Below are 11,994 nucleotides of genomic sequence, written 5' to 3' on the forward strand. Positions count from 1 at the left end.
GACATAGATGGCACAATCTAGTTTTCAAATATGAATGTATTGATTATCGGCTCGGGAGGAAGGGAACATGCGATTGCATGGAAACTCTCCCAAAGCCCTGAACTAAACAAGCTGTTCATCGCACCCGGGAATGCAGGGACCGCATCTGCCGGAAAAAATCTTCCCATCAATGTGGCCGATTTTTCCAAGGTAAAGAAAGCCGTACTGGATCATCAGATCTCACTGGTGATCGTAGGTCCCGAAGAAAGTCTTGTCAAAGGCCTGGCCGATATGTTCGCAGCCGATGAGGACCTGATGAATGTGCGTTTCATAGGCCCGGGAAAAGCGGGCGCCATGCTGGAAGGCAGCAAGCAATTCGCAAAGGATTTCATGCAGCGTCACGATATACCTACCGCTGCCTATCAAAGCTTTGATCCGGGTGAATTGGATGCCGCCATGGCATTTGCCCGCACGATGCGGCCACCCTATGTGGTCAAAGCCGATGGCCTTGCTGCCGGGAAAGGGGTACTCATATGCGGTGAATTGCAGGAAGTGGAGCAGGCGCTTCAGGATATTCTGGTAGATAAAAAATTCGGGGATGCCGGGAACAAAGTGGTGATCGAAGCCTTCCTGGATGGGATCGAGCTCTCGGTTTTTGTACTCACCGATGGCAAAAATTACCGGATTCTGCCGGAGGCGAAAGATTACAAACGCATTGGCGAAGGTGATACCGGACTGAACACCGGAGGCATGGGAGCCATCTCACCCGTTCCTTTTGCGGACCAGGCATTCATGCAAAAGGTGGAAGAACAAATTGTACGGCCTACCCTGTCCGGTTTGAAAGCCGATGGTATTCCTTACTGCGGATTTATTTTCATAGGCCTGATGAACGTGAATGGCGATCCTTACGTCATTGAATACAATGTGCGTATGGGTGACCCGGAAACGGAAGTGGTGATGCCGCGCATCGCCAATGACCTGCTTCCTGTCATGATTGCATGCGCAGAAGGTCGGCTGAATGAAGTGACCTTGCAAATAAAACCCGAGACCGCAGCAACCGTGGTTGTGGTTTCAGGTGGTTATCCCGGCACGTATCCGAAAGGATTGGAAATATCAGGCACCAACGATTCCGGTGATGCGCTCATTTTTCATGCGGGAACAAAGCATGATGCGGCGGGCAGTCAGACACTGACGAACGGAGGACGGGTGCTGGCCGTAACAGGCCTGGGCAAGGATATCCCGGATGCGCTGCAGATTTCTTATGATGCCATTCATAAAATCCGGTTCGACGGGATGTATTATCGAAAAGATATAGGAATGGACCTGCAAAAGACATTGCAGGATTAATCAGATTGTGAAGGGGATGATCTACTTGGCTTCGTTCTTTTCGTAGCCGGCCATCTTAGCTACCCAATAGCCCATGAAGATAAAACAAACAACGATGAAAATGTTATTGGGTACGTTGTCTGCAGCCTGAAGAAAACTGAATGTCCAGGTCAGGAAATCACCGATTGCGTAAAATATATCGCTCATAGTCATGCAATTTGAAGGTAAATGTAAGGATTTCTTTTTACGTGATGCTCTAATGTACCGTTGCAAACCAATGGCAATTCCACCAAAAGGAGCAGGACACAAATGATCCAGTTTTTCAGATCCGGAAGGCCGCAGTCATTGATCCTGCTTCCCGTGTTGGCCATGATACTTTATATCGGCGGAATGCTAACGCATGCCACTGCCTCACCTTCGGGCGGACCTTTGTATCAACTCCTCATGCTGATTTCCGGTGGTTTTGACTGGGTACAGATGGTATTTGCCGTAACCCTGATCACCCTGGGAGCAATCCTTCTGAACAAGGTTGCAACCGACCATTTATTTGATGCCCGCAACACTTTTCTTCCCGGCCTGATGTATGTGTTGTTATCTTCCTCACTCGCGCCGTTTGTTCACCTCAGCCCCACGCAACCCGCCAACCTTCTGATGATCCTAGCCCTGGACAAAATACTTTCATTTAACCGGAAGGGAAATATTTATCCGTTGGTGCTCGATGCCGGAATGCTGGTTGGTGTTGCTGCATTATTTTACCCGTCCTACATCATTTTTCTGCTCACCGTTTGGATCGGCCTTAACCACTTCAGGCCTTTTGCCTGGCGGGAATGGCTGATCGTTTGGATCGGTTGCGCCATACCGATAGCCATCATCTGGGTATTTTACTTTGCCACCGAATTGTCATTCCATGCCTGGCACCTTCCTGGAAAAAGTGAGAAACTGAGGGTACCTATGTCAACGTCCTGGCTGCTATGGTCCATCACGGCCATTCTTGCGGTCTGGGCCATGATCAATACCTTATTACAGTACCCCAAACGGAACCTGCGGAGTAAAAAAAACATTACCCTCCTGCTTTTGATGTTGTGCAATGCCGTGATACTGATCGCATCCCAATGGGAACCACAAATACTCTATACATCAGCCTTGATGCTGGGTATCCTCTTCGCCAATTTCATTTCAAATGTGAAGCCTGTTTATGCCCAACTGGTGCTGCTGATCCTGCTCTCCGCCCTTATTCAGAATCAACTGATCTTTTTGTTGAACTAACGCGTTGACCACCTGAATACCTGACACGTAGGCACGCCGGTATTCGAACCTGTTTTTTACTTCTGATGCATAAACTAAGTGAATGTTCGACAAATGCGGTGCATTCCAGGCTAATAACCCCGAAGGGGTGAAATAATTATAAAACAAATACTCCCCGGACCCTTACAGAAACCCACCCCGCTCCGGCTGTGGTTTGCTGAATGTACAAAAGGAAAGATCATCAGCCGGAGCGGGGTGGGTTTCCTGAATTCATATCGATAATGTCGGGCTATAGTACTTTCACCCCTTCGGGGTTGGAGAAAAAAGCGACATATTGAATGACATCCAAAAGATCGTTCAATATACGCTGACAAAACCATGCTTTCAGTCCGAATCATTTTAAGTAGTCAATGCGTCTGAACTAACCTACCGGCAACATTTTATCCGGGAGACCCGATCGCATCTCATTCCGCTTCTATTTGCTAACTTTGTGGCCTGAACATTTTCCATTTTAGTTCGATACTCAGTCTGTTATATGATGAAATTTGGCGTAGTCGTTTTCCCGGGATCCAATTGTGACCATGATATGATGTATGTTGCCGGACAGGTCATGGGTCAGGAAGTAGAACCTTTGTGGCATAAAACCCATGATCTGAAAGGATGTGACATCATCGTACTACCGGGAGGGTTTTCTTATGGCGACTATTTGCGCTCTGGTGCATTGGCACGTTTCTCCCCCATCATGGAACAGGTGATCAAATTCGCAGAGTCTGGTGGTTACGTATTCGGGGTATGCAACGGTTTTCAGATTCTTTGTGAAAGTGGCTTGTTGCCGGGAGCATTGTTGCACAACGAAAGTCAGAAGTTCCAGTGCGAGAATGTGTATGTGAAGTCATGCACCGATCAATCGCTCGTGACAAGATCGATCCCTGACAACAAGGTATTGAAAATTCCCATCGCCCATGGCGAAGGAAGGTATTTTGCAGATGAAGTCACCCTGCAAACACTCACAAAAAACAACCAGATCCTTTTCCGTTATTGCGATTCACAAGGCAACGTCACTCCGGATTCTAACCCCAATGGCTCGGTAGACAATATCGCCGGAATATGCAATCAGGAACGCAATGTTTTCGGAATGATGCCTCACCCTGAAAGGGCGGCGGATGAAGAATTAGGAAATACAGATGGCAAGTGGCTTTTCGAATCGATCTTACAAACTGTCGCGGTCTGACCGTCACCCTTCTTTTTTATAATATCCCCCGTTAAGGATCAAGTCCGCCACAGCCTTTGGCACCAGGTCATCGATTGGCTCACCAGCCTTAACTTTCGACCTGATCCGGGTTGATGACAACTCCATTCTGACACCGTTTGCGCTATGTAACTCAAGGCCTTTCCATTTCACCAACGGGTGGCCGGGTCGCTCGTAAACAATGACCGGCCATTGTTCCCTGAGCTGATCAAATCCTTTCCACTTGTCGAAATGTTCGAGGTTATCACTGCCCATGATCAGAAAGAATTGGTAATCCGGAAACTTCCCGGTGAGTACCTTCATCGTATCAATCGTATAGGATGGCCGTGGCATTCCCAACTCCACATCACAAAGGCGAAAAGATGGGAGATCCTTCAATGCCTGACGCAACATTGTGATCCTGTCCTCTGCCGGTAACAATGTAGCATCTTGCTTAAACGGACTGCTTGGGGAGACCACAAACCAGATCTGGTCCAGTGACATCTCCTTTAAGATATGCTCGGCCAGTTTGAGATGGCCGTTATGAACAGGGTTGAATGAGCCGAAGAGCAGCCCGGCCTTCATGGCTGAGATGGCTTGTTGAGAAATGCTTTGACCACCTCTTCCGATTTTTTGATGGCTTCATCCAGCTTGTCATTCACAATAACAACATCAAACTCGTTGGCGTAAGTCATTTCCATACTGGCACGGGCCAGGCGTTGTTTGAGGGTTTCATTGTTTTCCGTACCCCTGCCCCTGAGTCGCAGCTCCAGTGCTTCGATGGAAGGCGGTTGTACAAAGATCGCCAATGCCTGATCGCCGAAGGCACGTTTGATATTCAATGCACCTTTAACATCCACATCAAATATCACGTGATGGCCTGATTCCAGATTGCGTTCCACATCAACGCGAAGCGTGCCATACATCAGTCCCTTATACACTTCTTCCCACTCCAGAAATTCACCCTTGTCGCGCTTCTGTATGAATTCTTCATTTGAAAGAAAATGGTAATCCCGACCTTCAATTTCACCAGGTCTTTTAGGCCGGCTGGTGGCCGATACGGAGAACTGAAGGTCAAGCGGAAGACCCAGCAGGTGATGCACCAGGGTGGTCTTTCCCGCGCCGGATGGAGAAGAAAATATGACGAGTTTTCCCCTCATCCCCATTAAAGAATATTGGCCACCTGTTCCTTGATCTTCTCAAGTTCTTCCTTCATCTGCACCACGATCTTCTGAATCTCTGCATGATTGGCCTTTGACCCGATCGTATTCACCTCCCTGCCGATCTCCTGGGAAATAAAGTTGAGTTTCTTGCCGCTGGATTCATTGCTTTGCAACGTTTCAAGGAAGTAGTCACAATGGATCTTCAATCGCGTTTTCTCTTCGGTGATATCCATCTTTTCCAGGTAATAGATCAACTCCTGTTCGAAGCGGTTCATGTCAACCGCGTCAGAATTCTCAAGATTCTTGAGCTGTTGCTTGATGCGGTCCCCCACGGTCGGTACCCGGGTTCTTTCCGGGCCTTCTATATTATTGAGCAAACGTTTGATGGTGAGGGTACGGTTGTAAAAATCCTCTTCTATGCTTTTTCCTTCCCTCAGTCTGAAATCATCCAGCATGGCGATGGCTTTTTTCAATCCGTTCAGGATCTGGAACCATTCATTCTCATCCGGTTCGGATTTCTCGTTTTGAATAACATCGGGAAAACGCATCACCATGGGCATGATGTCAATGTTTTCCTCGCCAAGGGAGATCGCAAGTTCTTTGAGTTCCTGGTGGTAACTTTGAATCACTTTCTGATTCAGTGTTTGTGTACGGCTGGCAGCGGCAGTCTCAACAAAAATATTCAGGTCCACTTTGCCCCGCTGAAGCCATTTTGCAATCTCATTGCGGATTTCCGGTTCCTTGTCCCTGAGCATTCCGGGCGTTCGGATGTTCAGATCCAGCTGGCGGCTGTTCAATGATTTTATTTCGATATGTACCGACTTTCCCTGTAGGTTGCAAACGGCCTTACCGAAGCCGGTCATGCTCTTTATCATACGTCTATTTTTTGCTAAAATAAGAATAAACAACGCGCCCGCAAGATCGCCAAATACAAGCGGGTCATGCCCGGCCACCCTGACCTGTCCTGGTTCCGGACCGGCTCACCAGGTACACGCCGATAAAGATCAGGATCGCTGCAAAAATTTTGTCTGCCGTAAGATGGCCCTTTCCCATCGATACCGCGATCACGGAAGCGAAGAAGGGCTGCAGGTAAATATAAAAACTCACCAGAGACGGGCTTGCCGTTTTCAGCGCCACAATGTTGAACAGATAGGCAAGAAAGGTAGTGCCTACACAAACGTAAGCCACCGAGATCCACTGACGCTGACCCATTTCACTCCAATGTGCGCCGGTAAATTGCTCCCAGCCGAATGGCAAAACCATCAACGAACCGAAAAAGAATACCCATGCAATCACCACCAAAGGATCATGCTTTTTCATAAGCGGTTTAACAAGAATCAGGTAGATGCTGTAAGACGTAGCATTGAGGAATACCATGATATCACCCCGAAGCGTATCAGATGCAAAGGTAAGGTCCTTGCCATAGAGTATCAGGAATGCGGCACCTGTACAACCCAATACGATACCTATCAATTTGCGTGAGGTGAGTTTCTCCTTGAGCACCAATGCCCCGATGAACACCACCATGATAGGGCTTGAGATCATGATAATGGCCGCGTTGATCTCATGGGTGAGCTCCAGCCCCGAGAAAAACAACGACTGGTTGAAAGCAACTCCGAACATCCCGCAGAGTATGAGTTTGCCGTACTCTTTCCACTCAAACCCTGATCTGCGTATGGTCAGGCTCACCAAAATAAACAGTATAAGAGCCACTGATGTTCTGGTGACCACGAATCCAAGCGGGCGGATAAAATCTGGCATCAACCCTTTCGCAATGGTATAGTTGGCTCCATAAATAAGGTTGGCACCAAGCAATGCAAGGTGTGCACGGGTTTGTTCCCTGGCAACTACGGTCATGTCTCTAGCCTGAATAAAAACAGGTCTTCTGAACAAGAAAAATGCAAGAAGATCGGCCTATGATTGTGAGGGCAAATATCTACATTTAATTAATACCTTTGTTTACCTGTAAACCCTTGTTTAATCATTGGCCATTAGCTAAATACCTTTCATGAAATTCGAGACAAAAGCCATTCACGCAGGTCAGGAACCGGATACGGCGACCGGCGCGATCATGACCCCGGTTTATCAGACCTCCACCTATGTGCAGGAAAAGCCGGGAGTACACAAAGGATATGAATATTCCCGAACCGCCAACCCTACCAGGAAAGCGCTGGAGAATAGTCTGGCCGCACTTGAAAACGGTAAATTCGGATTGTGTTTTTCCAGCGGTATGGCCGCCATCGATGCCGTCCTCAAATTGTTGAAGCCCGGTGATGAAGTTATTTCCACGAATGATCTCTACGGCGGAACATACCGCATCTACACTAAGATATTTTCAGCATACGGCATCAAGTTCCGTTTTATAGGCATGCGGGATGCGGACGAACTTGAACAACATATCACGCCGCAAACAAAACTCATCTGGATGGAGACGCCAACGAATCCGCTGATGAATATCATCGACATTGCAAAGTGTGCGGCCATCGGAAAGAAACACGGATGCCTGATTGCAGTGGACAATACCTTCGCAACACCATATCTTCAACAACCGCTTGACCTGGGTGCCGATCTTTGCATGCACTCGGTAACCAAATATATCGGCGGACATTCCGACCTTGTCATGGGTGCCCTGATATGCAATGACCAGGCGCTCTATGAACAACTTCATTTTATTCAGAACAGCACCGGAGGTGTACCTGGACCACAGGACAGTTTTCTGGCATTAAGAGGCATCAAGACCCTGCATATCCGGATGGACAGGCACTGTGAAAATGGCGCAGGTATTGCCCGTTTCCTGAAAGGTCATTCCAAAGTTGATCGTGTATACTGGCCGGGACTGGAAGAACATCCCAATCATGATGTGGCCAAAGCACAGATGAAAAATTTCGGTGGCATGATATCCTTTACATTAAAGGGTGATGACATCAACCAGGCACTTGCGGTTATTTCCAACACCCACCTGTTTTCACTCGCCGAGTCGCTGGGTGGTGTGGAGTCCCTGGTCGGACACCCGGCCTCCATGACCCACGCTTCCATTCCCAAAGAAGAAAGAGAGAAGAACGGACTGGTTGATTCACTGATCCGTTTAAGCGTTGGCATTGAACACCTGGATGACCTGATTGCAGACCTGGACCAGGCCATCAAAAAAGCAACGGCCTAAAGAACTATAGTTATGAAAGCGAATCGTTTCGCAGTGATCGGTTTAGGGCAGTTCGGTACTGCCATCGCCCGAACATTGGCCTATCGGGGTGCGGAAGTACTCGCCATTGACAACAATGAGAACCACGTGGAGAACATCCAGGATGACGTAGCTTATGCGGTTGCCCTGGATGCCACCGACAAAAAGGCGCTGAAAGCACAAAATGTGCAGGATGTGGATGCGGTGGTCGTAGCGATCGGTGAGGATTTTGAAGCACTCCTGCTCACCACCGTGCTGCTTCAGGAACTGAAGGTAAAACGGGTGATTGCCCGTGCAAATGATCCTCATCAGCGTATGATCCTCGAAAAGATCGGTGTGAATGAAGTGCTTTCACCGGAAGATGAGGTAGGCCTTGTGGTGGCTGAACGATTGTTAAATCCTAACGTGGTTTCCTTTCTTCAACTGCCGGATGATTATGAGATCGTGGAGATCCGGACACCGAAGGGTATCGCAAACCGTACCCTGGATGATGTGGACCTGCGTAATAAGTATAATTTGAACTTGATCACATTAAAACGGCAGTTCGAAGTAACCAAGGATGACGAGGTCATTATTGAGCAACATGTGATCGGGGTGCCAAAGCCGGAAACAGTTCTGTATGAAACGGATACGATTATTGTTTTCGGCCGTGCCAAGCAAATCGAGCGGTTCATAGAAATCAACCAGTAACCGGCCGGCCGACGGTGGAACCTGCCCCTCGGAATAATTTCGCTTTGAAATACCTGTTTTTGTCCGTAACTTCGGGTAGCATTCACCACTTTACTATTCGTTTGATCCCTGTTTTACCATGTCGTTGATATGGTTCTGCGGGCATTTATAAAATCATGATATGTATTGTATGAGAAAAATATACGCCCTCTTGATACTGATGCTGGGAACCGGTTTGCTTCAATTCTCAATGGCCCAGCAGCCAGGCGTTCAGGAGCCTTGTATTGCAGAAGAAATGAGGCGACTGGAAGAAGCTGCAGATCCGGAGATATCCAAAAGAAGGGCTGCACTCGAAAACTACACCCGACAATTTGTTTCGGAAAGAGAAAATGACCCGGCAGCCAAAACAAGCAATGCTGTGAAGATCATACCGGTTGTGGTTCACATCATTCATGAAGGAGGCACGGAAAACATTTCAGAAGCACAGGTGATTGATGGTATACGCGTTTTGAATGAGGACTTTCGTCGTCTGAATGCCGATGCCAGCAACACGCACAGCGCGTGGCAATCCGTTGCTGCCGATTGCGAGGTAGAATTCCGGCTTGCCCAAAAGGACCCCAATGGAAACTGCACCAATGGAATCACCAGAACCTATTCGGAACTCACCAACGATGCCCGCAATAATGTCAAGGGATTGATCATGTGGCCCAGGGATAAATATATGAATGTATGGCTTGTCAAGACCATCGAAAATACCAGTGGCGGAAGTGGTTTCATTATAGGATTTGCGCAGTTTCCCGGTGGCAATTCTTCTACCGATGGGGTGGTTGTCAGAAACGATTATTGGGGAGCAGTGGGCACAGCCAACCTGACGTACAAAGGCAGAACCGCTTCTCACGAGGTCGGGCACTGGCTTAACCTGAGCCATATCTGGGGAGATTCCAATTGCGGGAATGACTTTGTCTCGGATACACCTACGCATGAAACCTCCAATACCGGTTGTCCGAGCTTTCCACATGTTACTTCCTGCGGCAATGCCCCGGACGGAGAGATGGTCCAGAATTATATGGATTACACCAACGGAGGTTGCCAGAATCTTTTTTCGGAAGGACAAAAATCCAGGATGCTGGCAGCATTGAATTCAAGTACCAGCGGTCGGAACAACTTATGGAGTTCCTCCAATCTCGCCGCCACAGGTACCGATGGAAGTCCCGCCACGTTATGCGCACCACATGCAGAATTTTCTGCAAATTCAGTGATGCTGTGCGCCGGCGACTCTATCACCTTTACCGATGAATCCTGGAACGGCACACCGGATACATGGAACTGGACCTTTACGGGAGGGAGTCCTTCCGGTTCCAGCCTCCAATCACCAACGGTCATCTATAACACCCCGGGTGTCTACAATGTGACGCTTACTTCCAGCAATGCCACAGGATCTGACAGCGAGACGAAAACTTCATACATTATGGTCAGCAACCCGGCAGGTCAATACGGAACCATGCCATTTACCGACTCCTTTGAGAATGCAGCAGACGTAGCCAACGATTGGATTTTTGTGAATCCCGACAATGGGATCGGGTGGGAGCGTTATGGAAGTGCCGGCTATACGGGAAATGCATCATTGCGACTCAGGAATGATCAGAACAGTGCCAACCGTGTGGATGCAGCTATCAGCCCCGGATATGACATCGACTCTATCATCGGGCCAAAATTGAAATTTCGCGTGGCTTATGCGCAAAACACAACCAGTGACAACGACAAACTCCGTGTATATGTGTCCACCAACTGTGGCGCAACTTGGTTGCTGAGAACACAAAAAAGCGGCACACAAATCGCCACCGTAAGTGCACAGGCTTCTGAATTCACACCAACCAATGCCAGTCAGTGGAAGGAAGAAACCGTTAGCCTTGCACCCTACGCAGGATCCAGCAACCTTCGAATCAAGTTTGAATTTACCAATGACGGTGGCAACAACATATTCCTGGATGACATCAACATTACAGGGGATGGATTTGTGGGCCTTGATGACCGACTGGCCGTAGAAATGAACACGCTGCTTTATCCCAATCCAACAGACGGATCATCCATGTTGCGTTTCACACTACCCCACGCCGTTGAAGCGGATATTCGCGTATTCGACATGATGGGTCGGGAAGTAGATATTATACAGAACCAGATAAAACTATCGGCTGGGACGCACCAATACACTATTAATAAAGAAACCGCCGGAGGCCCTGGCATCTACATGATCAGCATACGCCTGGGTGGTGCCTTTATCACACGAAAGCTGGTTATTCAATAACTTCTCTTCTGTACAGTTATGATCAAAAAAAAGCGGGAAGATTTTCTTCCCGCTTTTTTATATAGAAATTGTTTGCTTACTCTTTGAAACCCACCAGAATGGTCACGCAACCGGTAGGAACCATAGCCACCGCTTTTCCGCCTTCCGTTCTTTTCGGAACGTTGATCTCAACGATAATCTGCTGGGTAGACTTCACATTGAAGTCCCATGTCTTTGCAAGGTTATGCTGGGTATTGTCGAAGATGACATTTCTCTTTGTATCGAGCAACCGGAACTCCACCTGCCCGATAACCTCCTGTGAACAAACCGCCACCCGATAACTCTGTCCTCCGTAGAAGGTCAGCAGAAGTTCGGCGGTTTCTCCTTCAGCCAGAATCGCACTATTCAACTGGCCATTGTGAGTGAATGGCTGCAATAATGGATTACAGTATTTCTTTGTGAAAGATTTGCATTGGCTGAAGCCCTGGGTTGAAAAAACCAGCATAAGCCCTATAGCCCAAAGTAGTGTTCGACGATGTGATTTCATAAGCATTCCTGGTTTCTGGCTATTAATTAACACTAATTATGCCATTTCTGATTGCGGATATTTTTTCGTGGATCAAATTCACCTGGGCATCGGTCAGCTTGAGAACGCTTCCTCCGCCTATGGTGGTGACACCTCCTTCAGTATCCGTAGTGGCTGTAACTTCACCCTGATCCTCTGTTTCCATATTGGCAAACACCTCTTCCAGTTCTTTAAGCTGGGTCAGGATATTCATTACCTGTTCATCTGCCTTATTCTCTTCAAGGAGCCCGATCAGGTTCTGAAGTGACGATTTCTGATCTGCAATACGATCCCTGATGGGTTCGTTGTTTTTCAGTTTGGTGGCCAATTTTGCAGCAAGGTATAATCCTTCCACCC

At 48.0% G+C, this 11,994-nt stretch carries 13 protein-coding genes; 6 read left to right on the forward strand and 7 right to left on the reverse strand.

Going from position 1 to position 11,994, the window contains the following annotated elements:
* Window positions 1–30: 30 nt before the first annotated feature.
* Window positions 31–1,326 carry a phosphoribosylamine--glycine ligase gene (gene purD, locus KDD36_08090; GenBank protein ID MCB0396597.1) on the forward strand — a complete coding sequence of 432 codons (1,296 nt, stop codon included), beginning with the start codon at window positions 31–33 and terminating at the stop codon, window positions 1,324–1,326.
* Between the two features lie 21 nt (window positions 1,327–1,347).
* Here the strand turns inward: purD and KDD36_08095 are convergent, their stop codons facing one another.
* On the reverse strand, window positions 1,348–1,512 hold the full coding sequence (locus KDD36_08095) for a hypothetical protein (GenBank protein MCB0396598.1): 165 nt from the start codon (window positions 1,510–1,512) through the stop codon (window positions 1,348–1,350).
* A gap of 102 nt (window positions 1,513–1,614) precedes the next feature.
* On the opposite strand from KDD36_08095, the gene KDD36_08100 reads away from it, so the two are divergent.
* Both KDD36_08100 and purQ read left to right on the forward strand, forming a co-directional pair.
* Window positions 1,615–2,571, forward strand: coding sequence for a hypothetical protein (locus tag KDD36_08100; protein MCB0396599.1), 957 nt, complete (start codon window positions 1,615–1,617; stop codon window positions 2,569–2,571).
* 517 nt (window positions 2,572–3,088) lie between these two features.
* Window positions 3,089–3,781, forward strand: coding sequence for a phosphoribosylformylglycinamidine synthase subunit PurQ (gene purQ / locus KDD36_08105; protein ID MCB0396600.1), 693 nt, complete (start codon window positions 3,089–3,091; stop codon window positions 3,779–3,781).
* Between the two features lie 3 nt (window positions 3,782–3,784).
* On the opposite strand, the gene nadD is transcribed toward purQ, so the two are convergent.
* From nadD to KDD36_08125, 4 genes are all read right to left on the reverse strand, one after another.
* Window positions 3,785–4,363, reverse strand: a complete 579-nt coding sequence (gene nadD / locus KDD36_08110; protein ID MCB0396601.1) for a nicotinate (nicotinamide) nucleotide adenylyltransferase — start codon at window positions 4,361–4,363, stop codon at window positions 3,785–3,787.
* Window positions 4,360–4,944, reverse strand: coding sequence for a guanylate kinase (gene gmk, locus KDD36_08115; GenBank protein MCB0396602.1), 585 nt, complete (start codon window positions 4,942–4,944; stop codon window positions 4,360–4,362). Before gmk ends, nadD begins: the two co-directional genes overlap by 4 nt.
* Window positions 4,944–5,816, reverse strand: coding sequence for a YicC family protein (locus KDD36_08120; GenBank protein ID MCB0396603.1), 873 nt, complete (start codon window positions 5,814–5,816; stop codon window positions 4,944–4,946). Before KDD36_08120 ends, gmk begins: the two co-directional genes overlap by 1 nt.
* 64 nt (window positions 5,817–5,880) lie before the next feature.
* Window positions 5,881–6,798: a DMT family transporter gene (locus tag KDD36_08125; GenBank protein ID MCB0396604.1), complete on the reverse strand. Its 918-nt coding sequence runs from the start codon at window positions 6,796–6,798 to the stop codon at window positions 5,881–5,883.
* Window positions 6,799–6,949: 151 nt separating this feature from the next.
* Between KDD36_08125 and KDD36_08130 the strand changes: the two genes are divergently transcribed.
* From KDD36_08130 to KDD36_08140, 3 genes are all read left to right on the forward strand, one after another.
* Complete coding sequence (locus KDD36_08130) at window positions 6,950–8,101, forward strand: cystathionine gamma-synthase (protein MCB0396605.1); 1,152 nt, start codon at window positions 6,950–6,952, stop codon at window positions 8,099–8,101.
* A 12-nt stretch (window positions 8,102–8,113) separates the two neighbouring features.
* A complete protein-coding gene (locus KDD36_08135) occupies window positions 8,114–8,809 on the forward strand; it encodes a TrkA family potassium uptake protein (protein MCB0396606.1) in 696 nt (231 codons plus the stop codon).
* A gap of 169 nt (window positions 8,810–8,978) precedes the next feature.
* A complete protein-coding gene (locus tag KDD36_08140; protein ID MCB0396607.1) occupies window positions 8,979–11,093 on the forward strand; it encodes a T9SS type A sorting domain-containing protein in 2,115 nt (704 codons plus the stop codon).
* A gap of 76 nt (window positions 11,094–11,169) precedes the next feature.
* Here KDD36_08140 and KDD36_08145 read toward each other — a convergent pair whose 3' ends face one another.
* The gene (locus KDD36_08145) at window positions 11,170–11,481 is read right to left on the reverse strand and encodes a hypothetical protein (protein MCB0396608.1); all 312 of its coding nucleotides are present in this window, start codon (window positions 11,479–11,481) and stop codon (window positions 11,170–11,172) included.
* 160 nt (window positions 11,482–11,641) lie between these two features.
* A partial coding sequence (locus KDD36_08150; GenBank protein MCB0396609.1) for a hypothetical protein occupies window positions 11,642–11,994 on the reverse strand: 353 nt, incomplete at its 5' end.

Source organism: Flavobacteriales bacterium, from assembly GCA_020435415.1.
Taxonomy (GTDB): Bacteria; Bacteroidota; Bacteroidia; order JACJYZ01; family JACJYZ01; genus JACJYZ01.

Bases quoted from the DNA above. Each gene is read 5' to 3' on its own strand.
- purD (MCB0396597.1), top strand. From the start codon at position 31: ATGAATGTATTGATTATCGGCTCGGGAGGAAGGGAACATGCGATTGCA.
- KDD36_08095 (MCB0396598.1), bottom strand. From the start codon at position 1,512: ATGAGCGATATATTTTACGCAATCGGTGATTTCCTGACCTGGACATTC.
- KDD36_08100 (MCB0396599.1), top strand. From the start codon at position 1,615: ATGATCCAGTTTTTCAGATCCGGAAGGCCGCAGTCATTGATCCTGCTT.
- purQ (MCB0396600.1), top strand. From the start codon at position 3,089: ATGAAATTTGGCGTAGTCGTTTTCCCGGGATCCAATTGTGACCATGAT.
- nadD (MCB0396601.1), bottom strand. From the start codon at position 4,363: ATGAAGGCCGGGCTGCTCTTCGGCTCATTCAACCCTGTTCATAACGGC.
- gmk (MCB0396602.1), bottom strand. From the start codon at position 4,944: ATGGGGATGAGGGGAAAACTCGTCATATTTTCTTCTCCATCCGGCGCG.
- KDD36_08120 (MCB0396603.1), bottom strand. From the start codon at position 5,816: ATGATAAAGAGCATGACCGGCTTCGGTAAGGCCGTTTGCAACCTACAG.
- KDD36_08125 (MCB0396604.1), bottom strand. From the start codon at position 6,798: ATGACCGTAGTTGCCAGGGAACAAACCCGTGCACACCTTGCATTGCTT.
- KDD36_08130 (MCB0396605.1), top strand. From the start codon at position 6,950: ATGAAATTCGAGACAAAAGCCATTCACGCAGGTCAGGAACCGGATACG.
- KDD36_08135 (MCB0396606.1), top strand. From the start codon at position 8,114: ATGAAAGCGAATCGTTTCGCAGTGATCGGTTTAGGGCAGTTCGGTACT.
- KDD36_08140 (MCB0396607.1), top strand. From the start codon at position 8,979: ATGAGAAAAATATACGCCCTCTTGATACTGATGCTGGGAACCGGTTTG.